This window comes from Aeromonas sp. Y318-3 (assembly GCF_027706185.1).
Taxonomy (GTDB): domain Bacteria; phylum Pseudomonadota; class Gammaproteobacteria; order Enterobacterales; family Aeromonadaceae; genus Aeromonas; species Aeromonas veronii.
This window is the reverse complement of record NZ_JAPDCN010000008.1, coordinates 90,233-112,451: the sequence shown is the minus strand read 5'-3', so window position 1 is coordinate 112,451 and position 22,219 is coordinate 90,233. Positions and strand designations below refer to the sequence as shown.

At 59.1% G+C, this 22,219-nt stretch carries 19 protein-coding genes; 6 read left to right on the top strand and 13 right to left on the bottom strand.

Annotated elements, in window-relative coordinates; all coding sequences use genetic code 11:
• Positions 1-62: 62 nt before the first annotated feature.
• The 6 genes from fabV to OKB77_RS12845 form a co-directional block, all read right to left on the bottom strand.
• Positions 63-1,256, bottom strand: a complete 1,194-nt coding sequence (gene fabV, locus OKB77_RS12870; RefSeq protein WP_270817788.1) for an enoyl-ACP reductase FabV — start codon at positions 1,254-1,256, stop codon at positions 63-65.
• 287 nt (positions 1,257-1,543) lie between these two features.
• Complete coding sequence (locus OKB77_RS12865) at positions 1,544-3,169, bottom strand: methyl-accepting chemotaxis protein (RefSeq protein WP_064340992.1); 1,626 nt, start codon at positions 3,167-3,169, stop codon at positions 1,544-1,546.
• Positions 3,170-3,492: 323 nt separating this feature from the next.
• The gene (locus OKB77_RS12860; protein ID WP_270817787.1) at positions 3,493-4,080 is read right to left on the bottom strand and encodes a histidine phosphatase family protein; all 588 of its coding nucleotides are present in this window, start codon (positions 4,078-4,080) and stop codon (positions 3,493-3,495) included.
• Between the two features lie 153 nt (positions 4,081-4,233).
• Positions 4,234-4,887 carry a helix-turn-helix transcriptional regulator gene (locus OKB77_RS12855; RefSeq protein WP_005334376.1) on the bottom strand — a complete coding sequence of 218 codons (654 nt, stop codon included), beginning with the start codon at positions 4,885-4,887 and terminating at the stop codon, positions 4,234-4,236.
• Between the two features lie 64 nt (positions 4,888-4,951).
• A complete protein-coding gene (locus OKB77_RS12850; protein WP_201991871.1) occupies positions 4,952-6,241 on the bottom strand; it encodes an L-cysteine desulfidase family protein in 1,290 nt (429 codons plus the stop codon).
• Between the two features lie 22 nt (positions 6,242-6,263).
• On the bottom strand, positions 6,264-6,647 hold the full coding sequence (locus tag OKB77_RS12845; protein ID WP_101530446.1) for a Rid family detoxifying hydrolase: 384 nt from the start codon (positions 6,645-6,647) through the stop codon (positions 6,264-6,266).
• Positions 6,648-6,898: 251 nt separating this feature from the next.
• Here OKB77_RS12845 and OKB77_RS12840 point away from each other — a divergent pair, with 251 nt between their 5' ends.
• The 3 genes from OKB77_RS12840 to OKB77_RS12830 all read left to right on the top strand — a co-directional run bounded on the left by OKB77_RS12840 (position 6,899) and on the right by OKB77_RS12830 (position 10,958).
• Positions 6,899-8,194 carry an amino acid permease gene (locus tag OKB77_RS12840; RefSeq protein ID WP_021229327.1) on the top strand — a complete coding sequence of 432 codons (1,296 nt, stop codon included), beginning with the start codon at positions 6,899-6,901 and terminating at the stop codon, positions 8,192-8,194.
• Between the two features lie 201 nt (positions 8,195-8,395).
• Positions 8,396-10,402 (top strand): methyl-accepting chemotaxis protein, encoded by a 2,007-nt coding sequence (locus OKB77_RS12835; protein ID WP_270817786.1) that lies wholly within the window; start codon positions 8,396-8,398, stop codon positions 10,400-10,402.
• Between the two features lie 268 nt (positions 10,403-10,670).
• The gene (locus tag OKB77_RS12830) at positions 10,671-10,958 is read left to right on the top strand and encodes a hypothetical protein (RefSeq protein WP_270817785.1); all 288 of its coding nucleotides are present in this window, start codon (positions 10,671-10,673) and stop codon (positions 10,956-10,958) included.
• Between the two features lie 80 nt (positions 10,959-11,038).
• Here the strand turns inward: OKB77_RS12830 and OKB77_RS12825 are convergent, their stop codons facing one another.
• A complete protein-coding gene (locus OKB77_RS12825; RefSeq protein WP_216950434.1) occupies positions 11,039-11,227 on the bottom strand; it encodes a hypothetical protein in 189 nt (62 codons plus the stop codon).
• A 283-nt stretch (positions 11,228-11,510) separates the two neighbouring features.
• Positions 11,511-13,412, bottom strand: a complete 1,902-nt coding sequence (gene speA, locus OKB77_RS12820; RefSeq protein ID WP_005344160.1) for a biosynthetic arginine decarboxylase — start codon at positions 13,410-13,412, stop codon at positions 11,511-11,513.
• A gap of 1,014 nt (positions 13,413-14,426) precedes the next feature.
• On the opposite strand from speA, the gene pepT reads away from it, so the two are divergent.
• Together pepT and OKB77_RS12810 are read left to right on the top strand one after the other, a co-directional pair.
• The gene (gene pepT, locus OKB77_RS12815; protein ID WP_247823124.1) at positions 14,427-15,650 is read left to right on the top strand and encodes a peptidase T; all 1,224 of its coding nucleotides are present in this window, start codon (positions 14,427-14,429) and stop codon (positions 15,648-15,650) included.
• A 202-nt stretch (positions 15,651-15,852) separates the two neighbouring features.
• Positions 15,853-17,562, top strand: coding sequence for a lysophospholipid acyltransferase family protein (locus OKB77_RS12810; protein ID WP_270817784.1), 1,710 nt, complete (start codon positions 15,853-15,855; stop codon positions 17,560-17,562).
• Between the two features lie 114 nt (positions 17,563-17,676).
• Here OKB77_RS12810 and OKB77_RS12805 read toward each other — a convergent pair whose 3' ends face one another.
• The 4 genes from OKB77_RS12805 to OKB77_RS12790 form a co-directional block, all read right to left on the bottom strand.
• Complete coding sequence (locus tag OKB77_RS12805) at positions 17,677-17,985, bottom strand: SelT/SelW/SelH family protein (protein WP_158112392.1); 309 nt, start codon at positions 17,983-17,985, stop codon at positions 17,677-17,679.
• A gap of 76 nt (positions 17,986-18,061) precedes the next feature.
• Positions 18,062-19,186 carry an adenosylhomocysteinase gene (locus OKB77_RS12800; protein WP_139731826.1) on the bottom strand — a complete coding sequence of 375 codons (1,125 nt, stop codon included), beginning with the start codon at positions 19,184-19,186 and terminating at the stop codon, positions 18,062-18,064.
• Between the two features lie 182 nt (positions 19,187-19,368).
• A complete protein-coding gene (locus tag OKB77_RS12795; protein ID WP_270659762.1) occupies positions 19,369-20,106 on the bottom strand; it encodes a hypothetical protein in 738 nt (245 codons plus the stop codon).
• Positions 20,106-20,666, bottom strand: coding sequence for a YceI family protein (locus tag OKB77_RS12790; RefSeq protein ID WP_005334411.1), 561 nt, complete (start codon positions 20,664-20,666; stop codon positions 20,106-20,108). The genes OKB77_RS12795 and OKB77_RS12790 overlap by 1 nt, the downstream gene beginning before the upstream one ends.
• A 109-nt stretch (positions 20,667-20,775) precedes the next feature.
• On the opposite strand from OKB77_RS12790, the gene OKB77_RS12785 reads away from it, so the two are divergent.
• Complete coding sequence (locus OKB77_RS12785; protein WP_270817783.1) at positions 20,776-21,675, top strand: LysR family transcriptional regulator; 900 nt, start codon at positions 20,776-20,778, stop codon at positions 21,673-21,675.
• A gap of 58 nt (positions 21,676-21,733) precedes the next feature.
• On the opposite strand, the gene OKB77_RS12780 is transcribed toward OKB77_RS12785, so the two are convergent.
• The gene (locus OKB77_RS12780; RefSeq protein WP_042054625.1) at positions 21,734-22,162 is read right to left on the bottom strand and encodes a hypothetical protein; all 429 of its coding nucleotides are present in this window, start codon (positions 22,160-22,162) and stop codon (positions 21,734-21,736) included.
• Positions 22,163-22,219: the final 57 nt, after the last annotated feature.

Sequence of the window (22,219 nt, the reverse complement as noted above, 5' to 3'; positions counted from 1 at the left end):
TTAGCGGAATGTTTGCCAAAAAAACAGGGCCCCGCGGGGCCCCGTTTTCACTTGAGTCAGACTCAGAGCTCGACCACGTCGAATTTCACATCCGGATTTACATCCGCATCGTAATCGACCTCATCCAGACCGAAACCGAACAGGCGCAGGAACTCCTGCTTGTAGCCGGTGTAGTCAGTCAGCTCGGAAAGATTCTCGCTGGTGATAGATGGCCACAGGTCGCGGCAGGTCTGCTGCACATCTTCACGCAGTTCCCAGTCATCCATGCGGATGCGAGCCTGATCGTCCAGCGCCATGTCGGACGCGTAGAGACGGGTGCGCATCATGCGATCCACCTGCTCCATGCAACCCTCGTGAATGCCCTTCTCCTTCATGATTTTGAAGGCCATGGAGATATAGAGCGGCATCACCGGAATGGCGGAAGAAGCCTGGGTCACCACGGATTTGAGCACGGCCACGTGAGCAGTGCCGCCCTTGGCAGCCAGATCGCCACGGATGGCGGCGGCGGCGCGATCCAGATCTTCCTTGGCGCGGCCCAGGGTGCCATGCCAGTAGATTGGCCAGGTCAGATCGGTACCGATGTAGGAGTAGGCCACGGACTTGGCGCCGTCAGCCAGCACGCCGGCATCACGCAGGGCAGCCATCCACAGCTCCCAATCCTGACCGCCCATCACTGTGATGGTGTTCTGGATCTCTTCCTCGTTCGCCGGCTCGACGGTAGCGGTGATGATCTGATCCTTGTTGGTATCAATGGCGGTGGTGGTGTAGACCTCGCCGATCGGTTTGAGGGCAGAGCGCACCACTTCGCCGGTTTCCGGCATCTTGCGCACCGGAGAGGCCAGGGAGTAGACAACCAGATCGATTTGACCCAGATCCTGCTTGATAAGCTCAATCACCTTGGCGCGGCACTCGTTGGAGAAGGCATCGCCGTTGACGCTCTTGGCGTAGAGGCCCGCCTCTTTGGCGGCCTTGTCGAAGGCGGCAGAGTTGTACCAGCCGGCGGTACCGGTCTTGGACTCGGTGCCCGCTTTTTCAAAGAAGACGCCGAGGGTGGCGGCGCCGCTACCGAAGGCAGCCGCAATCCGGGAGGCCAGGCCATAACCGGTGGAAGCGCCGATCACCAGCACCTTTTTGGGACCATTCTCGATGGTGCCCTTGGCTTGGGTGTAAGCGATCTGGCGACGAACATTGGCTTCACAACCGACCGGATGAGTGGTGGTGCAGATAAAGCCGCGAACCTTGGGTTTGATGATCATATGGGGTCTCGGATCCGTTTAATGGATGAAATCGGGGCATAAGATACCTCATCTTGCCGCGATAAGGTGCTCTGATGTGTTGAACTGCGGCAAAAATGGCCATTCAGGGTGACGGCTGCCGTCAAAAATGCACAATTTTTCGGAAAGCGTCACTTCATCAGTCCGGTAATGAATCTTCACATATCTATGGAAACCGATGACATGTTTCAACGCAGGTGCAGTACGACCAACATGATACAAAAAGGCCCCGAACTCTCGGGGCCTGGGGGTAATGTCATCGAATTATATCAAGCGGCATGTGAGCGCCATTTAAAATGATTAATCTGTGTTCTCATTGACTTGGCCATCTCATCAAGACGCTGACACTTGGCCGAGACATGGGCTGCCGAGTCCGAGGTATGTACTGCGATATCGGCAATATTGACCATGCTGCGCGTCATCTCTTCGGTGACTTTGCTTTGCTCTTCGGCTGCAGCAGCGACTTGCACATTGAGATTATTCAGATCATCCACCGCACTCACAATTTCTTCCAAAGAGACGCCGCAGGTCAGCATCAGGGTATTCGTCTTCTCCACTTCAGATAATCCGATATTCATACTATCAACAGCCATAGTTGCATTCTGTTGCAGGCGATTGACGGTGTTCTGGATTTCTCCGGTAGAGTTTTGGGTGCGCTGAGCAAGTACCCGGACTTCATCAGCCACCACCGCGAAGCCACGCCCCTGCTCACCCGCTCTGGCGGCTTCAATTGCCGCATTCAGTGCCAGTAAATTGGTTTGTTCGGCAATCGAGCGAATAACCCCCATCACTTGGGTAATGTTATTGCTTTCGATAGCCAGGTTTTGCAGCACAGTGGATGTATTTTGCAATTGACCAGAGAGCAGAGCCATATTTCCAATGGTCTCCTTGACAACCGCTTGCCCCTCTTCTGCCTTGTTTTCTGCCTGACGGGCGGCAATTGCAGCACTATTTGTATTCTGGGCGATTTCGTTAACCGTTGCGCTCATCTCATTCATCGCCGCAGCGCTCTGATCTGTCTCCAGACGCTGCTGGGCCATTTGCTCTGCACTGGTTAGCCCCAGCTCGTTCAGTGCATCGGCGCCTGTCGATAACTGTTCGGCCACGTCATCCATTTCGCCAATCAATCTGCGGAAATGGCTAACCATATCATTCAGCGCCCGTGCGACTTGCCCCAATTCATCTTCCCGAATGACGGGGACGGTGACGGTCAAATCCTGCTCATGCTGCAATTTGTAAAGCGCTCTGCGCAAAGCGGTGAGCGGTTGACTGATCCCGCGAAAAATCCAGATCCCCAGCACGGATAAAGCGAACAGGGCAATCCCGGTGATGGAGAGGAAGGCAAATGAGAAATCAACGGCCAGACTTTCCAGGGTACCAACATGCTCATCTGCAAATCTCAGCTGGAGTTCAACCAGCTTGCCCAGCTCCTCATTAAAAGGATCAACCGTGCTGTATAACTGATGAATTGCCTTATCAAGAGGAGCTTTTAATGAAAGCTCACTTTTAATACCATCCAGTGTAATGTCGGCTTTGTTCATCAATACCTGGGCAGACTCCGCAATCGCCCGTTCTTCCGCAGACATCTTCTGGGCCATGTAACGCTTCCATTCCGTTGCGGCTTTTAACTGCGCTTCAGTAACGGAACGTTTTGCCTCTTCACGGGTGATTAATCCAACATGCGCTTTATTGATCGCATCAACGACACTGACCGCATACAAGTCTGAAATCAGCTTCAGTTCGGATAACTGCTGCACCTCCTCTTCATTCACCTGATGGGCAGCCTGATTCATCAGGCGCATCCCCCAAAGGGAGAGAGTGCACAGCAAAATCATACAAAACAGCGGTACCACAACCAGCATCAATAATTTGCTACGAACCGAGATCCCTTTCATGGTGTCGTCCTCATACTCAAGCCACTGGTCGTTTAATATGCAATTGATACACCAAGCATCACGCGACCACTCATTTCAATACAATCTCCCGCTTACCTCATTAAAAAGCGCGGTCTGTGCACCATAGTGCAATGCAAGTTGCAACCTGTTCGCAAAACCAGACCTTAAACACATCACCGCAGGAGAAGGGCTAATGCCCTTATTGATAAGGCGCTTTTTGAGTCTATTCATCATTTCGTTGATGTCTAATCTTCGCAAAGCAAAATCCGTAGCGCGTTGCAGCCTGCGTCGTCCATGCACTGATGGCGGCAACGTCCACGAAACTAGCAGGCAATGCGGGTGATGTGGCCATCCTGCAGCTTATAGAAGGCATCTTGGGGCAACTCCTGTGACCAGGTCGCCTCATAGTCGAGATCGGCATAGACGCCTCGCAACATGGCACCGAGCAGACCGTGGGAGATAACGATGGCCCGCTCGGCGATGGCAGGATCCTGCAACCACTGGTGTGCCCGGCGCTGAATGCTCTCGAAGCTCTCGGCCCCCGGTGCCTGCAGATACCAGTCCCCTTTGCCGGTATCGAGCTCGGGGTGGGCAAGACGCAGCGCCGGGATCTGGCAACTCTCCCACTCCCCCATCCCCAGCTCCATCAACCGATCGTCCCAGACGATGCGATCTGCCGCCAACCCCAGTTGCTCGCACACCAGCAGCGCAGTCTGACGGGCACGGCCAAGCGGGCTGGCATAGACGATCCAGCGGGCGGGATCCGCCAGTTCGGCGGCAAGGCGCCGCCCCATGGCGATGGCTTGCGCCTCACCCTTGTCGGTCAGCTCGGAGTTGCAACGCCCCTGCAGACGCTGCTCGGCATTGAAGCGGGTCTGGCCATGGCGCAGCAGATAGATGAGTCGGGACATGATTTCTCCAGCACGTTCAGATAGATAGAAGAATAAGGGGGGCGATGATAGCAGATGAGCCCGAAGGATGGCCCAAACAGAGAGGCTAAAGCGGGCGTAAAAAACGGGTCAAGGCTGACCCGTTTGCTGCCAATTTGGCCAGAGTGTATCGGCTCAGCCCTTCTTGATCTCCCGCAGATAGCGGTAGATGGAGTGGACCGAGATCCCAAGCTGGCGCGCCGCAATCTGGGCACTGTCTTTTAACTCGAAGATCCCCATGTCGTGCAGCTGGTTGACGATAACCCGGGTCTTCTGGGACGGAGGCACCGCCTCGTTGCCACGCACCTCGGCACTGACGGTGTCGATGGTGCTGTTGAGCGCTTCGTCGATGTTGCGGGCGAACACCTCCGGGGTGGCATGGCTCTCGTGGGGATGCATGCACTCCGGCATCATGGTGCGCAGCACGGATTGCAGCGGAGCATCCATGTCGCTGTTGATGCAGAGCAAGCCGATGGCCCTGTGCTCCCCGTTGCGGATCACGGTCGTGATGGAGCGCAGGGTCTTGCCGGTGGCGCACTTGGTCATGTAGGGGCTGGAGATATCCTGCCCGCTCTTGAGCTTCATCATCGCCAGGTTGGTGATGGGAGCGCCGACACTGCGGCCGGTGATATGGCCGTTGGCAATCTTGACGATCGAGGGATTGCGCGCATCCAGACTGTGGAGCAGCACTTCGGTGTGCTGGCCATACATGGCGGCGATGCCGTCCACTATGTTCTCCATCGACTTGAGGATCTCAAAATCGCTCGGACTCAACTCTTGCAGCTTCACAATGGGACCTTCTTGCAAGGGTTGCTGCCGGACAATGGGCGCCGGGCAGCAACCGACAGGGACATCAGGCGGACATGATATCAATAATGGTGCTGTCTGTGGCAGACATGCCCTCCTTCACCATCTGGCCGACGTTGCGGATGGTCTGATCCACGTCGCCTGCGACGATCCCCTGCCCCGACACCGAGTGGCTGTTGAGGGCCATCAGGAAACCGCGCACCGCCGCACCGGAGGAAGTACTCACCTTCATGGCGCAGGAGGCCTTCGCCCCGTCACATACCATACCGGCACTGTCGCTCAGCACGTTCTGGATGGCGAAGCAGGATTGCTCGAAGCTGCCGCCCGCCAGATAGACCATGGCCATGGAGGCGGCCGCGCTGGTCACGGTATTGCCACAGAAGGCCGACAGCGGCGGATAGTGGGACTTGATATAGATGGCGCCCAGATGGCTCATGATGAGGGCGCGAGCCAGCTGCTCTTCGCTGGCCGCAAAGCGCTCGGCAATCACCATCACCGGAATGGTGGCGGCAATGCCCTGGTTGCCGCTGCCAAAGTTGCTCATGGCTGGCAGGGTCGCGCCCCCCATGCGGGCATCGGAGGCAGCCGCCGTCATCATCACGATGCGGTTCATCACATCCTCGCCGATAAGACCGGCATTGATGTTCTGCTGCATGGTGCGGCCAATCTCCAGGCCATAGGGGTTGTTCATCCCCTCGGCGGAGAGCTTGCCGTTGAGCTCGGAGGCTTTGAGGATGAACCTGATCTGCTCGAACTCCACCTGGGTGGCGAACTCGTAGATGGCGGCGATGCTGATATCGACGCCATCGCAGATGGAACCGGTGGCACCGCCCTGGCTCTGATCGGCGGTGAAGGTCACTTCACCATCGCGGCGCTGCTCGACGATGCGGGTATGACCGCCGCACAGGGTCACTTCGGCGCTGTGTTCTTCACCCTTGTCATCAGAGCCATAAACGGTCACGCGGCAGAAGATAAACTCGGGGGCGGCGGTGCGGCTCACCTGCACCTTGCCGGCATCGATCAGCTGCTGGGCACGCTCCACCTGTGCTGGCTGGATCGCGGCCAGCACTTCCAGCCCGGCGTCGGCGTTACCGCCGATGGCACCGGCCGCGGCCGCAATGGCCAGACCGATCTTGCCGGTGCCCGGCACATAGACACCCATCGAGTTTTTATAGAGATTGTCCGACACCGCAACCTCGAGGCGACCGGGCTCACACCCCAGTTGCCGAGCGGCGACAGCCGCGGCATAAGCGGCGGCGATTGGCTCGGTACAACCCAGCGCTGGTTTGACAACCTGTTGAATAATCTGCAGATACTGCTGCCACGCTTGTTTCATCACTTGAACCTTTTTATCAGCATTAACGAGCGATATGGGCGATCGCTTCCACTTCAACCTTGACGCCCATCGGCAGATCCTTCACTGCGAAGCAGCTGCGCGCCGGACAATCTTTCTGGAAATAGGCTTTATAGACCTCGTTGAACGCGGCAAAATCGCTGATCTCGGCGAGGTAGCAGGTGGTTTTGAGCACGGTATCCAGCGAGCCGCCAGCGGCTTCCAGCACGGATTTCAGGTTTTCCAGTGACTGGCGGGTCTGGGCGGCAATCCCCCCTTCCACCACACCACCCTGCTGCTTGCAGACCGGCAACTGACCGGAGGTAAAGATAAGGTCGCCATAGGCAGTGCCGTGGCTGTAGGGACCGATAGCGTCAGGTGCCGCTGTTGCCGTGATGATGCGTTTCATATAGCCACTCCTGTTTGTGCAATTTTTTTTGCAATCATGAATCTCATTTCGTTCAACATTATTTGCTTTTTATTTTATCCATTCAACAAAAAGATACAAAAATGGCGTTTAAAGACACCTTTCGGCCTCAATATAAACCGTGATCACCATCCTGATTTGAACAAAAGTACTCTTATGGGCATTGTTTATGACAGTTTTATTCAACTATATTTGCGCCGCTTTCCCACATCCCTACAAAAAAGAAGGTTTTAATGGACGCGCATAGCACTACACTCGCCAGCCCCGTGATGGGCACGCTGGAATGGAAAGAAGCGGTTCGCTTCGACAGCACCGACTGGGGCTGGATCATCATGAGCATCGGCATGGCCATCGGCGCGGGGATCGTCTTCCTGCCGGTACAGGTGGGTCTGATGGGTTTGTGGGTCTTTCTGCTCTCTGCGGTGATCGGCTACCCCGCCATGTACATGTTCCAGCGCCTCTTTATCAACACCCTGGCCACCTCGCCGGAGTGCAAGGATTACCCCAGCGTCATCACCGGCTACCTCGGCAAGAACTGGGGTGTGCTGCTCGGCGCCCTCTACTTCGTGATGCTGGTGATCTGGGTCTTCGTCTACTCCACCGCCATCACCAATGACAGCGCCTCCTTCTTGCAGAGCTTCGGCGTTACCGACGGCCTGCTCTCCGAAAACCCGCTCTACGGTCTGGTGCTGATCTGTGGCCTGGTGGCACTAGCCTCGCGCGGCGAAAACCTGCTGTTCAAGATCTCCACCTTTATGGTGCTGACCAAGATCAGCGTTGTTGCGGTGCTGGGCCTTATGATGGTGGACAAGTGGGATGCGGCCAACATCACCGCCATGCCCGCTGCCGGTGACTGGATGAAGGATGCCATCATCATGCTCCCCTTTACCCTCACCTCCATCCTCTTTATTCAAAGCCTGAGCCCCATGGTGATCTCCTACCGCTCGCGGGAAAAGTCGCTGGAAGTGGCCCGCTTCAAGGCGATGCGCGCCATGAATATCGCCTTCGGCATCCTGTTCGTGGTGGTGTTCTTCTACGCGGTCTCCTTCACTCTGGCCATGGGCCACGATCAGGCGGTCAAAGCCTCTGAAGAGAATATATCCGCACTGGCGATGGTAGCCCAGGGGATGCCCGGCCAGACCCTCAAGCTCCTGAGCCTCACCCTCAACATCTTTGCGGTAATGACCGCCTACTTCGGCGTCTATCTGGGCTTTCGTGAAGCCTGTCAGGGTCTGGCGATGAACCTGCTGCGCCGGGTTCTGCCGGAAAACCGCATCAACAAAGGATTGGTAGGCAAAGGGATCATGGTCTTTACCGTCATGCTCTCCTGGGGGGCCATCGTGCTCAACGCACCGGTACTGAGTTTCACCTCCATCTGCAGCCCCATCTTCGGCATGGTGGGTTGCCTCATCCCGGCTTATCTGGTCTATCAGGTACCGGCGCTGCACAAGTACAAGGGCACCTCCCTCTACATCATCATCGTCACTGGCCTACTGCTCTGTGTCTCGCCCTTCCTGGCCTTCAACTGATCGATTGCAAACGCCCTCCTTATCGACTTCGGGCCACCTTCGGGTGGCCCGTTTTCTATTGGCTCGGCTGACGGCGCCCCCGCCCGGAAGTAAAAAGCCAAGGGGATCACAACTTGCAACCGGCCATCACCCAAGGGAGGCCGCTCGGAGTACTATTCAGGCAACACGACTCACGCCCGCACTCCGGTATCGAGGCTTAACATGAAATGGATTTTCAACCCTGCCATCCGGCTGGGCAATCAGCTCTCCTTCAAATACAAATTCCTGCTCTGGTCCTGCCTGATGCTGCTGCCACTGGCCTACAGCATGGCCAATCTGCTGGGGCGGCTGCAGGATGACAACGTCCAGGCCAGCCGCGAGCTGGCGGGAGTGGTCAATCTCGCCCCCGTGCCCGCTATCGAGCAGGCCCTGATCACCCATCGCAATCTGGTGACCCGCCACGCCTATGAAGTGGATCCGGTCGGTGATGATCAGGTCAAGGCTGCCGCACAAGCAGTTGCTCAGAGCCTGCAAGCCTTTGCCGACACCCGCCAGAACAACCCCTCCTTTGAGGTGATCCAGCAGGGCTGGGCCGCCCTGCAGAGTGAAGCGGGCAAGCTGGAAGTGGAGCAGAGCAACCTGCGCCACGACAAGCTGCTGACCGAGGTGCGCCACCTCTACAAGCACATTACTGCCAGTAGCAGCCTGATCCAGGATCCGGCGCTCGGTACCTACTACATGGTGATCCTCGCCAGCGAGCGGTTGCCGCAGCTGCGCGACCTGCTGGCTCAGGTGCGGGATCGCGCCGCCACCATCGCCGATTTCGGCCTGTTTCAGGCCGAGGGCTACAGCGGCCTGCGTTTTCGTCTCGACCTTATCAGCGCCACTCTGCAAGAGCTGGAGGCCGATCTGACCCTGCTCTACCAGATTGAACCCGCCTACCGCGCCGAGCTGGGTCAGCAGACCGATGCTCTGATACAGCTGGTGCGTCAGGGGGTCGAGACCATGGAAAACAAGATGATGAAGGATCAGCTGGTGCAGCTCTCCACCAAGGAGGTGCAAGCACTGGGGGATAAGATGGACGAGGCCATCACCGCGCTGGCAGGCCAGGTACGCCAGCGGCTGGAGGCCGACTTGCATCAGCGGCTGACCGCCAACCAACGCCACTTCTGGTGGGTCACCGCGCCGCTGACCGCCAGCTTGCTGCTCTACCTCTACCTGATGATCGGTGCCTATCTCTCCCTGCGCGAAACCGTGGGGCGGGTGCGTGATATTGCCGCCCGGGTCAACGCCCAGGATCTCAGCCAGCATATCGAGATCGTTGGTCAGGACGAGCTGGCCGCCATCAGCCGGGATTACAACGTGACCCTGGAGACCCTGCGCACCCTGATGCTGCGAGTGCGTGAAAATGGCGTCACCGTGGTGGAGAGCGCCACCGAGATCGAAGCGCGCACCTGCCGCTCGCAGGAGGTCATTGCCGATCAGCAAGGGGAGACCCATCAGGTCGCCACCGCCATCAAGGAGCTGGCCGCCACCTCACAAGACATGGCAGGCAACGCTCTGCAAGCCGCCCGCATGACGCAGGAGGCGCAGAACGTGGTCGGTCAGGGCGAGGATGTGGTGGAGCGCACCATCAAGGCAATCGACCATATCAACCGCGAAGTGCTGCGCACCGCCGACACCATTGGCAAACTGGAGCAACAGTGCAGCCAGATTGGCGGCGTCATCAGCGTGATCCGTAGCATCGCCGAACAGACCAACCTGCTGGCCCTCAACGCTGCCATCGAAGCTGCCCGGGCCGGTGAGCAGGGTCGCGGCTTTGCGGTGGTGGCCGACGAGGTGCGCTCTCTTGCCAACCGCACCCAGGGGGCCACAGTCGAGATCCAGCAGATGATTGAACAGCTGCAATCCGGCGCCCGCGCCTCGGTCACCGCCATGTCGGCGGCCAGCCATGAAGCGCAGGAGGGGGTCGGGCTGGCGCTGGAGGCGAAACAGGCTTTCGGCGCCATCACCGAGAAGGTGGATCGAATGGTCGATACCAACGCCATCATCGCCAGCGCCATCGAGCAGCAGGGCGCCGTGGTCAACGAGATCGAACGCAACGTGGTGCGCATCTCCGATGGCAGCGACGAGGCGCTGCAAGTGGCCAACGCCGCCCGCGATGCAGCCCGCCAGATCCACCAGCTCACCGAACAGCTGCGCGCCATGGTACAGAGCTTCGTGCTGTAACAGAGCGCTGACAAGCCGGGCTCAACGTGAGCCCGGCATTATCCCGGTCTCGCATCTCCCCACAACATCTAGGTTGCGCGGATCATCCAGAAAATCCCTGCGCCCCACTTGCCGGGCAGATGCCAACAAAGTAGTCTCGAACGAAAACAACATGCGGCATTCCCGACACGCACGGTCTGCGATGTCGAGGGAAACCAAGCCGCCTGCGAGCCACAGATTAAAACCAGCGTCACGTCATCTATCACCCGCTTCAAGCGAGAATTTACCTATGGCCAGATACCAGTTTTTTACCATTCCGGCGTCCAATCGGCAGCAATACACCTTTATCGACATGGCATCTCCGACTTTTCTGAGTGAAAAGGCGGCACTGCTGACCCAAGGATTCGAGGTGGAGGAGGACTTTATTGACGCGACCAGTCCACGGGAGGCCGTCGAGAAGTACCAATCCAATTTTCTCTATATATCGGATGAGATAGGCAAGTCCGATAGCAGCTACGCCGCGGCCGTCGCCATGCTGGAGATTGGCAAGGGGTTATTGGGCAATAAAAACCGATGAGATAAGGTACAGCGGTGAAGAGTGGTGGCCATCGTGGCAACGCGCCCGATGGCCATATGGCAAGATATCAATTCGGTAAGTCAGAAGCGCCCCAGCTGCTGGAGCATCTCGATCAGTTCCTCTTCGCTGCTCGGCTCATAGGCCAGCTGAAGGCTCGGCGCGGCGCCTCCCATCAGCATATAGACGTTGGTGCTGCAGTGGTCGTAGTGATACCACTTACCATTGATGCAGACGTCGGTATAGCATCTCGGGTCCCTTTTCAGTTCCATATGCACATCCTTTTGTTACATTCCATCAACATCACTCCTGACCGTAAAATAACCACCGAGGTTCACGCTTGATGCAGATCAAGGGAAACAGCTGAAAGGGACAGATATCTGCCAGATCTGTGGCCTACGGATCCCCCGAGCCACCATAGTTATCCGAATGAAGACAGGCCGAGTGCACCGTCATATCGCCGGATGGCCCCCAGTAACAAAAACGGCGCCCTCAGGCGCCGTTTTTTCATTCCCGTCATGTTGTTTCCACCGACGGGGTAAACAAGCAAGAGGCTTATTCGTCTTCCAGATAGGCGTAGCCTTGCAGGCCCAGCTCCAGCTCGTCGAGCAGGGCTTTGCGAGTGGCATCGTCCAGCGCCGGGTGAGCTGCGATCCGCTGGTAGTTTTCGCGGATCACGGACGGGTCGATGTTGACGTAACGCAGCAGCTGGTCGACGGTGTCGCCGCGCACCACGTTGCGAATGTCCATCTTGCCCTCTTCGTCCAGCCACACTTCCGCGCAGTGGGTGTCACCGAACAGGTTGTGCAGGTCGCCCAGGATCTCCTGATAGGCACCGACCAGGAAGAAGCCGACGTGGCACTCTTCGTTCTCGCCGTAGACCGGCATCGGCAGGGTGCTCTCGACCCCCAGACCGTCGACATAGTGCTCGACCTGACCGTCGGAGTCACAGGTGATATCCATCAGGATACCGCGACGACTAAGCGGACGATCGAGACCAGCCAGCGGCATCACCGGGAATACCTGACCGATACCCCAGGCATCCGGCAGGGACTGGAACAGGGAGAAGTTGGCAAAGCACTTGTCCGCCAGCTTTTCACTCAGTTCGTCAGCCAGCGCACGGTGGTTGCGGTTGACCGGGTTGAGCATCTCTTTGAGTGCCAGACAGGTGTTCTGGTGCAGCATCTCGGCCCAGGCACGCTGTTCAAGGTTCAAGAGGCCCATGGTGTACTGGGTATTCACGTCACCCAGATCTGCCACCGAGTCATGGAAGATCTCCAGCAGGGAGGGATCTTCGCTGCGCAGATCCAGCCAGCCTTTCCACATGTTCTGCAGAATGGTCGGTGCATCTTCGTCCGGCGCGCTGATGTCGTTCATCTCCACCCCTTCGGCACCAATGATATTGGTAACCAGCACGGCGTGGTGGGCGGTCAGGGCACGGCCAGACTCGCTGATGATGGTCGGGTGCGGCAGATCGAACTCGCGGCAGACATCGCCGATGCCCCATACCACGTTGTTGGCGTACTCGGAGAGGCTGTAGTTGGCGGAGCAGTGGCTCTGGGAACGGGTTCCCTCGTAATCCACGCCCAGGCCGCCACCGACGTCCACGACTTCGATGTTGGCACCGAGGCGACGCAGTTCAGCGTAGAAACGGCCGCACTCGCGGATGCCGCCCTGAATGTCGCGGATATTGGCGATCTGGGAGCCCAGATGGAAGTGCAGCAGTTGCAGGCAATCCAGCTTGCCCAGCCCGCGCAGACGCTCGATCAGCGCCAGGATCTGGGAGGCGGAGAGACCAAATTTGGACATGGAGCCGCCGCTCGATTCCCACATGCCGGAGCCGGTGGAAGCAAGTTTGGCACGCACCCCGATATTGGGCTTGATGTTGAGACGAGCTGACTCGTCCAGCACCATCTCCAGCTCGGAGGGCTTCTCCACCACGATGTAAACCTTGTGGCCCATCAGGTTGCCCAAGAGGGCGTGGCGGATATATTCGCGGTCTTTGTAACCGTTGCAGACGATCACCGAGCCTTGCTCATGGTGATGGGACAGCACGGCCAGCAGTTCCGGTTTGGAACCAGCTTCCAGGCCAAGCCGGGGCTTGTCGCTGTAGGACTGGCTGATGGTCTCGATGACACGACGCTGCTGGTTTACCTTGATCGGGTAAACGCAGAGGTAGTCCCCTTCATAGCCTGACTTCTCGATGGCCTGACCAAAGGCGTTGAACAGCGCATCGACCCGACTCTTGAGGATGTCAGGGAAGCGCAGCAACACGGGGGTGGTCAGCCCGGACTGACGCAACTGTTCGATGGCGTCAGAAAGCACGATATGCGCGTCAGGGCGTGATTTGTCGGGGGCGACGGTCACATGACCGGCGTCATTGATATTGAAAAAACCCGCACCCCAGTAGGGAACGTTGTAGACCTTCAAGGAGTCCTTGCTGGACCAGTTAGTCATGGGCTATGCCTCGCAAATGAGCGACCCAAAGTCGCCTTCGTTACCCTCAATCACATCCAGACCATCTAGTGCAGAGTACGGCGAGCGCTGCCATCACGAGACGCAGCCACCCAAACCAACCCTTTGCACATCGCGGCAAGCCAGAGGCTGCCTGGTGGATCTTGGGGAAGTAACGAGTCTTGATGTGGGGCTGGTGGCTTTACATCAAGCTCAACGGTATGCGGTGCCACTATGCCGTGGCGCCGCGGTACTTTGATGACAGACGACATCAGCCACGCCGTCAGTTCATCATTCGGCAGCGATCCCGACAGAAGGAGAGGGTTCCAAGGAAGAGAAGCGAAGGCGCCAGCACGCAAGCGTGTTGATAGACGACAACAACCACAGCCCACCTCACCGTCAGTGACCGCCCATGACAAGGGAAGATGATGAGCCGGTGGCCCACTCGGTCAAATGAAGGATGAGAGTCTGTTGTTCTCCCTGATACCGGAGCCTAACCGGTATTAAAGAAACCATTCCCCAGCAGTGTCTGTCGTTTCTGCGTGCCTCGCCCTATAGGCGTATGATCGGTCGGGTTTCTGGCGGCTCTGCCTGCTTCAGGGTTGCCCTTGGATCGGCGCGGAGTGTACACACTTACCGCGGGCAGTGACAATAAAAAATAGTGTTCAAAATCCCCTTTTAATAAGTCGATCAAATCTTGCTGGCGGGCAGGCAGGCTCTGGGATAGCGCAGGTTATGCGACAGCCCGGTTTCCCCTTGAAAAGTGTGTGAAAACGCCATGATTGGGCTGACGCCTTGCTGTGCGTTGGCTGAGGGGAATTTGGCCCCCACCGCCAGCGCCTAAATATCGCAATAAATGCCACATTTATGCGATCTCCCTCCCGGACGTTGCCCCGCGCGCCGCACATTCGCCGCTCTTCCCTTGCGTCAAAAAATGGGAAAAACCTGCGCTGACGCAATGAGTGCCCCGCACGGATTGGCCACAATGACCGCTCACAATCGGTTAGAGGCTGACTAATGGATACCCTGCTTGAGCGTTTTCTGCGTTACGTAACTTTTCATACCCGCTCCGATGAGACCAATCCAGCCTGCCCCAGCAGCGAAGGCCAGCTGATCTTTGCCCGCGCCCTGCAAGAAGAGATGAAGGCGCTGGGGCTGAGCCAGGTCACCCTGGATGAAAACGGCTACCTCACCGGCTGCCTGCCGGGCAACCAGCCGGACGCCCCCGCCATCGGCCTGATTGCCCACATGGATACCGCCGACTACGAGGCGGAGCACGTAGTACCGCAAATCATCGAAAACTATCAGGGCGGCGACATCTGCCTTGGCAAGGGTGACGAGGTGCTCGCCATCCGTGACTACCGCTTCCTGAAAAACTACCTGGGTCAGGATCTCATCACCACCGACGGTACCACCTTGCTTGGCGCCGACGACAAGGCGGGTATCGCCGAGATCCTCACTGCCATCGACCACCTGCAGGCCCACCCCGAGATCCCACGTGGCGATATCTGGGTCGGCTTTACCCCGGATGAAGAGATTGGCCGTGGCGCAAACCTGTTCCCGCTGGAGAGATTCCCGGCCAAGTGGGCCTATACCGTGGATGGCGGCGAGCTGGGCGAGCTGGAGTATGAAAATTTCAACGCCGCCAGCGCCACAATTCGTTTTATCGGCAATAACGTCCACCCCGGCACCGCCAAGGGGAGCATGATCAACAGCCAAACACTGGCCGCCCGCTTCCACGCCGCCATGCCTGCCGAGCAGACCCCGGAGTGCACCGACGGGTATGAGGGCTTCTTCCATCTGGCCCAGATGAGCGGCACCGTGGAGGAGAGCACCCTGCACTACATCATCCGTGACTTTGACGACGAGCACTTCGCCGCGCGCAAGGCCGAGATGCAGAGCCGGGTGGCCGCCCTGCAGGCCGAGTATCCCAAGGCCCGCATCGAGCTGACCCTGACCGACAGCTATCGCAACATGCGCAGCCAAATAGAGCCGCACATGCATATCGTCGAGCTGGCCAAGGCCGCCATGGAGGTCGCCGACGTGGTGCCGAAAATAAAGCCCATTCGCGGCGGTACCGATGGCGCCCGCCTCTCCTTTATGGGTCTGCCCTGCCCCAACCTCTTCACCGGTGGCCACAACTTCCACGGCAAGCACGAGTTCATCCCGCTGCAATCCATGGAGAAAGCGGTCGCCACCCTGGTGGAGCTGGTGCGCCTCACCGCAGCCTGGCGCGGTTAATCGATTACCATGACAACCAAGGGGGGAGCCGGTTAACCGGCTCCCCCCTTGCTATCTGGCCATCCCCCATCAAGAAAGGGAAACCGGGGAGAGTCGCGCAGGGGCAACTGGCTGCCACTGCCATCAAACTGTCATCCCGCTGACATGTCGCGGGAACAGTGCCACATCATGCTGGGAGCAACGGATCGCCGGAGCCCTCCAGATGTTCACTATCGATACCCTGCTGACCCAGCACTTCCCCCGCCTGCTTGGCTACCCCCTGCTCACCCCGCTGTTAAAGCGGCTGCTGGGCTGGCTGCTCAACGAACGAGCCTTTGCCGACTTTGCAACCCGCTACCCGCACCTGCGCGGCCTCGACTTTGTCGAGCAGGCGCTGACCCAGCTCGATTTCGACTATCGGGTCAGCGAGGCGCAGCTGGAGCATATTCCCGCCAGCGGCCGGGTCATTTTTGTTGCCAACCACCCCATCGGCTCGCTGGACGGACTGGCGCTGCTGCAACTGCTCGGTCGCATCCGCCCCGATGTGAAGATCGTCGCCAACCAGCTGCTGGCCCAGCTCGCTCCGCTGCGCCCTTTGCTATTGCCGGTGGACAATATGGAGGGCAAGACCGATCGACAGGCCATTCTCGCCATGAACGAACACCTCGCCCATGAAGGGGCGCTGGTGATCTTCCCCGCAGGTGAAGTCTCGCGGCTTGGCCTCAAGGGGGTGAAAGATGGCCCTTGGCAGGCAGGCTTTATCAAGCTGGCCCAGCGCACACGCACCCCGCTGGTGCCCATCCATCTGGGGGGACGCAATAGCCTCTGGTTCTATCTCGCCTCCTGGCTCAACAAGCCCGCCTCCGCCCTGTTGTTGGTGCGCCAGCTGTTTCGCCAGCAGGGGCAGACCCTGCCGGTGACCATAGGGGCGCGCATTCCACTTGGCAGTTTTCAGGATCTACCCGCCAAGACGGCGGCGCGGCTGGTGCGCAACCACCTCTACCGGATTGGCCGTGGCAAGGCGGGACGACTGCAGACCGAGGCCCCCATCGCCCTGCCGGAGGATCGCCGCCAACTCAAACAGGCCATCGAAAGCTGCGAGCAGCTCGGCACCACCCCGGATGGTCAGGGGATCTACCTCTACCGCCGCCATGAACTGAGTCACTCGGTGATCCTGCGCGAGCTGGGGCGACTGCGGGAGATCGCCTTTCGCGCTGTGGGGGAAGGGTCTGGCAAGCGGCGGGATCTCGATGGCTTTGACAACGACTATCACCACCTGATCCTCTGGGATCCGGCCCGACTCGACATTATCGGCGCCTACCGGTTCGCCCCGGTGGCGGAGTTGCTGGCCAGCAAGGGGAAGGATGGCCTCTACAGCCACACCCTGTTCGGCTTCGAGGATAAGCTGCTGCCACGACTGGAGCAGGCCATCGAGCTTGGCCGCAGCTTTATCCAGCCCGCCTACTGGGGCAAGCGGGGGCTCGATTATCTCTGGTTCGGCATCGGTGCCTATCTGGCCCGCTATCCCCGCTACCGCTACCTGTTTGGCCCGGTGTCGCTCTCCGGCAGCCTGCCGCCGGCGGCCAAGGATCTGCTGGTGAGCTTCTACCGCCAGCACTTTGCCCCCGAGCTTGCGCTGGCCCCCTCCCGCCGTCCCTACCCCGAGACGCAGCCTCTGTTCGAAGGGTTGGATTACGGCGCCGATCTCAAAGCACTCAAGGCCCGTCTCGACAATCTGGGCTGCGCCATCCCCACCCTCTACAAGCAGTACTCCGAGCTGTGCGAGCCGGGCGGGGTGCAATTTATGGACTTTGGTATCGACCCCGACTTCAACCACTGCATCGACGGGCTGGTGTGGGTCGATGTGAGCCGCATCAAGCCCCACAAGCGGGCCCGCTATATCGGCAGTCATCTGGCCGAGCCGCGCTCATAGCCCTGCAGGCGCCAGGCAAACAGCCAAAGGCAAAAAAGGAGAGAGAGGCCATCGCCTCCCTCTCCTTTCGCTCTCATGCTCAGCACCTTTTCGAGGCGCTCGGCCCATCTGGCGTTACTCGGCCGCCTTGCGATCCGAGTGGCCGAGATCCCGCTCAGGGGCGATGACATCGCGCACCCGCTGCTTGATCTCCTTGGCCTCGGGGAAGCCGTCATCGGCCACCCGATCCCACACCTGCACCCCGCCCACCAGAATGCGGAACTCCCCCTTGCTGGCCGGCACCAGCGCCACCTCCCCCAGATCGCTGTCGAAGGTGGAGAGCAGCTCCTGCGCCAGCCAGGCGGCGCGCAGCATCCAGCGACAGAGGGTGCAGTAGCGTATTTCGATGCGGGGTTTGCTGATCAGGGTTTCAGACTCGGTCATGAGTGACTCCATAAAAAAGCGACAATGGCGGGAAGTGGCGTACTACCGCCCAATGGCCGCTCCCGGTTTGGTCAAATCAGTGCTGATCAACCCCATGAAAATCGGCCAGCCAATGGCGGGCAATGGTACGCATCGCCGATTCTGGCAGCTCGAACAGGCCGGGAGCAAGAGGGCCTGCCGCCAGCATCCGGATCCCTTCCATGATCTCCGCCAGCACCAGATAGACATATTCGCCAATCACGGCGCCATGGACGAAGTTGACCGCCTCACCCCGGTTGAGCAGGTAGATCTGGGTACCATCCGGCCGGTTGAGGGCCAGCACATGGGGGCACACCTCTTCGCTCGGCCACGGCAACTGGGCCAGCGAGAAGGCGAACTCGTCGTCAGCCGAGGTGACCGAGGCCACCATGGTGCCGGGGCGCAGCGCCTGCAGATCCACCAAGTCCAGCGAGCCGTTGCCGGTAGAGCAGATCACCAGCTCGGCACGGCTCAACGCCTCGGCCTTGGTGATCAGGCGAAAACCGTGAGAGAGCGCTTCGACCTGTCGCAGCACATCGGTCTCCACCAGCCCGAGATGGAGGTTGCGACAGCGCAGGTCGCGGGCGATGCTGCGCCCCACCTTGCCATAGCCAAACAGCACGGCTTCGCAGACGTTGAAAGTACGGTTGAGGTTACGAGCCAGCGACTCCGCGGAGTAGACCACGCTCAAACCAATCTGGATATCCTCGGCCTGCTTGAGGGGACTGCGTGCCACCGACACCACGGGGGTCGCCAGCACCTCCTGCTCATAGCGCTGGTGGCCGTTCTCGGTCATCTCCACCACCCCTAGGAAACGGGGGCCGAAGTATTCACTCAAGATCACCTGGGTTTTGGCAAAGTAACCGCCTATATCGAGGATCAGCAACCGCTCGTGAGGGGCCACCAGCGGCGCAATCTGCTGGATGATGCTGTCGGGTTCATTGGTCCAGCGTCGGTTGAGGGGCAGCACCGGATAGTGCTGGGATACCCACTCCAGGGTCGGGCCGTGTACCGATTTCGGTTTGGGCAAAATGGCGCCAATCCGTCCAATCTGACCGAGAGCGTCGATAAAACGGGGGCGATCGGGAAGCAGGTGAGTGACCAGCAGAATGCAGAGACCATCGATACGTCCCTGTCCGGTGAAATGGCGAAAAAACAGATGCTCAGATCCTTGACTGCGCAACTGTGGCCTCCTTATGTGCCGCAAAGCAGGCAAACAGAACCCGGCGCGGCCGGGTTCTGTGTGTGTCCAAATAAAATGAAAATCCTTTTTATCTGAAACACATATGAGGCTCAATCATTATCTGCCAAGAGTATGAGCGAGTATGCAAAAATGACTGTAATTGCCTGTTTTTCATGCAAAAATCAGTACAAAGAAGCAGCAGGCCACACCCACCATAGGCTGAGCCCGGTTCCCGCCGCGGCGAGCAAGATCAACCCCCCCCAACGCACTGGCCAGGGTTTGTCACGCAACACCCACTCCAGCAGCGGCAGCAACCAGACCGGCAGCAACACCACCAGCGGCACCTCCACATATTGCCAGGCCAGCATCTGGATGAAGGCGAGGGCCAGCGCCAGACCGGCGGGTGCTACCTTGATGCCAACAAAGGTGGCAAGCAGGGCGCGAAAACCGGCGAAAGCGGCCAGCGCACCGGCCAGCTGGGCAATCAGCAGGCTGCCATCGATGCCGATCACCAGCGCCAGCCAGATAAAGCCGAGGGCAAACCCGAGCCCTTCGCGGCTGTCACCGCGCAAGGTGCTCCAGCCAAACCAGAGGATGGCGGGCAGCAGCGCCAGCCAGATCCCGGGTTCGCTCGCCAGTACCGATGCCAATCCCTGCCACCACACCAGCGCACTGAACACCGCAAAGAGCAGCAGCGAACCGCGCTGATCGTTCACCTGAGCCGCAATGGCGGGGACCAGCAGGGTCAGCGGCAGCCACTGCCACGCCTTGGCCGGAATACCATAGAGACCGCCGAGCAATGAGCCCACCAGCCAGAGCGCCAGCGCCCCCCACAGATACCCCAGTCGCGGCCAGCGCCACGATAGCAAAGCGGCTCCCAGAGGAGCCGCCAGGGTTTGCAGCAGAAGTTCCGCGCCCATTACTTGCGCACGCCTTCGACAAACAGGTTGATGTTCATCTCGTCCGGAATGCCGGGCAGCATGTAGCTCACGCCAAAGTCACTGCGCTTGATGGTGGTGGAGGCGTTGAAACCGCTGCGGTAGCCGCCCCAGGGATCCTTGCCTTCGCCAATTTTGACCAGATCGAAGGCCACTTCCTTGGAGACGCCGTGCAGGGTCAGGGTCCCTTTCAGCACGCCTTTATCCTTGGTGCCCTCGTAAGCGGAGCTGACGAAGGTCATCTTGGGATATTGTTTCACGTCGAGGAAGTCAGGGCTGCGCAGGTGTTTGTCGCGGGCCTCGTGGTTGGAATCGACGCTGGCGGCATCCACTTCAAAGCTTGCCTTGGCGGCCGCCGGGTTGGCGTCATCCATGCTGAAGGTGCCGCTGAAGGTGTTGAAGCGACCCACCAACTCGGAGAAGCCCAGGTGACCCACCTTGAACTGCACCGTGGTGTGCGCCGCATCCACGTCGTAATCCGCCGCCATCAGAGGGGTAGCCATAAACAGGCAGGAGGCCAGCAGAGCCTTGGTCATTTTCATCCGTTCGTTCCTTCATCTTGGGGTTCACATCAGTGGTTAAAATGCTAACCTCGTTCTGAAGATGAATAATCAGTGATTTATTAAATTCATTATTTACTGAGGATGGAAAATGGACCAGATCGCCGCCATACGTACCTTTATCAAGGTGGTGGAGTGCCAGAGCTTTACCAAAGCCGCCAACCAGCTCGGCATCTCGGTCGCCATGGCCTCCAAACTGATGCAGCAGCTGGAGGAGTCCCTCGCCACCCGGCTGCTGTCGCGCACCACCCGTCAGGTCAATCCCACCGAGGCGGGGCAGTTCTACTACCAGCGCTCCCTCGCCCTGCTGGCGGAGCTGGAAGAGACCCACAGCCAGCTGACCCACCACAACCAGCAGCCGAACGGCACCCTCAAGCTCTCGGTGCCGATGGATTTTGGCTATCTGCACCTCTCCCCCGCCCTGCCGCTGTTTCGCCAGCGCTTTCCCGATCTCAAGCTCGATATCGAGTACAGCGACCGGCGGGTAGCGCTGGTGGAAGAGGGGTTCGATCTGGCGCTGCGGATCGGCCACCTCAGCGACTCCTCGCTGGTGGCGCGCCAGCTTGCCACCATTCGGGTCGAGCTTTGCGCCAGCCCCGCCTATCTGGCACGCAAGGGCAGACCGGAAAACCCCGAGGATCTCAAACAGCACGACTGTCTGATCTACACCCTGACCCAGCCGGAGTGGCACTTCAAACGGGGAAACGAGCAGCAGAGCATCCGGCCACAGGGGCCACTGCGGGCCAACAACGGGGTGGCGCTGACCCGCGCCGCTTGTGATGATCAGGGCATCATATTGCAGCCCACCTTTATCGTGGGGGAGGCGCTGCGGTCAGGACAGCTGGTCAGCCTGCTGCCGGAGTGGGACAAGGGAGATGTGGGACTTTATGCGGTCTATCCGCACCGCCGCTTCGTCTCGGCCAAGGTGCGCTGCTTTATCGAGTTCGTGCAGGAGCGCTATCTCGCCCCGCAACAGTGGGATAAGCCGTGATGATTGCCAGAGCAGAGGATACGGCCTGACTGTCCGGCCTGCTGGTCTGGCTTGAAGCCTAACGCTGGTCGGGTGCGGTGGTGGATGCAGCAACAGGGGTGAGCTTGGCTAGCAGACGCTCCTGCTCGGGGTGCAACTGCCAGCGTGGCAGTCGGGTGCGGACAACCGACAACTGCTGCTCACTGAGGGCATAGGGGAGCGCCACTTCAATCTCGGGGCAGTCAAACATGGCGGCCAGCTGCAGGATCAGAATGAGGTTTGCCTCGTCGGTCTTGTGCTTGTTGACCCGTTTGCGGATCTCGTGGCGCAGCTGGGTTTCGGGGTCCTGGGTCATCGCCTGCCAGCCGAAACCGAATAACGGCACCAGCGCGCTGACAATCCCCAGCGCCGTCATCGGCTGCTTGGGAGGATGATAGAGTGCATTGAGATCCAGCCGAACAGGATTCTGACGAACCTCACCCTCACCAAATAAAATCGTTTTCGTCATTGGATTACCCGTTATATTCCACTAGACTGCGCCGCATATTGTCCCCCGATATGCCAA

What these genes read in the sequence shown, in the direction of transcription:
- fabV (WP_270817788.1), bottom strand. Translation starts at nt 1,256, where the DNA reads ATGATCATCAAACCCAAGGTTCGCGGCTTTATCTGCACCACCACTCAT.
- OKB77_RS12865 (WP_064340992.1), bottom strand. Translation starts at nt 3,169, where the DNA reads ATGAAAGGGATCTCGGTTCGTAGCAAATTATTGATGCTGGTTGTGGTA.
- OKB77_RS12860 (WP_270817787.1), bottom strand. Translation starts at nt 4,080, where the DNA reads ATGTCCCGACTCATCTATCTGCTGCGCCATGGCCAGACCCGCTTCAAT.
- OKB77_RS12850 (WP_201991871.1), bottom strand. Translation starts at nt 6,241, where the DNA reads ATGAAACAAGCGTGGCAGCAGTATCTGCAGATTATTCAACAGGTTGTC.
- OKB77_RS12845 (WP_101530446.1), bottom strand. Translation starts at nt 6,647, where the DNA reads ATGAAACGCATCATCACGGCAACAGCGGCACCTGACGCTATCGGTCCC.
- OKB77_RS12840 (WP_021229327.1), top strand. Translation starts at nt 6,899, where the DNA reads ATGGACGCGCATAGCACTACACTCGCCAGCCCCGTGATGGGCACGCTG.
- OKB77_RS12835 (WP_270817786.1), top strand. Translation starts at nt 8,396, where the DNA reads ATGAAATGGATTTTCAACCCTGCCATCCGGCTGGGCAATCAGCTCTCC.
- OKB77_RS12830 (WP_270817785.1), top strand. Translation starts at nt 10,671, where the DNA reads ATGGCCAGATACCAGTTTTTTACCATTCCGGCGTCCAATCGGCAGCAA.
- OKB77_RS12825 (WP_216950434.1), bottom strand. Translation starts at nt 11,227, where the DNA reads ATGGAACTGAAAAGGGACCCGAGATGCTATACCGACGTCTGCATCAAT.
- speA (WP_005344160.1), bottom strand. Translation starts at nt 13,412, where the DNA reads ATGACTAACTGGTCCAGCAAGGACTCCTTGAAGGTCTACAACGTTCCC.
- pepT (WP_247823124.1), top strand. Translation starts at nt 14,427, where the DNA reads ATGGATACCCTGCTTGAGCGTTTTCTGCGTTACGTAACTTTTCATACC.
- OKB77_RS12810 (WP_270817784.1), top strand. Translation starts at nt 15,853, where the DNA reads ATGTTCACTATCGATACCCTGCTGACCCAGCACTTCCCCCGCCTGCTT.
- OKB77_RS12805 (WP_158112392.1), bottom strand. Translation starts at nt 17,985, where the DNA reads ATGACCGAGTCTGAAACCCTGATCAGCAAACCCCGCATCGAAATACGC.
- OKB77_RS12795 (WP_270659762.1), bottom strand. Translation starts at nt 20,106, where the DNA reads ATGGGCGCGGAACTTCTGCTGCAAACCCTGGCGGCTCCTCTGGGAGCC.
- OKB77_RS12790 (WP_005334411.1), bottom strand. Translation starts at nt 20,666, where the DNA reads ATGAAAATGACCAAGGCTCTGCTGGCCTCCTGCCTGTTTATGGCTACC.
- OKB77_RS12785 (WP_270817783.1), top strand. Translation starts at nt 20,776, where the DNA reads ATGGACCAGATCGCCGCCATACGTACCTTTATCAAGGTGGTGGAGTGC.
- OKB77_RS12780 (WP_042054625.1), bottom strand. Translation starts at nt 22,162, where the DNA reads ATGACGAAAACGATTTTATTTGGTGAGGGTGAGGTTCGTCAGAATCCT.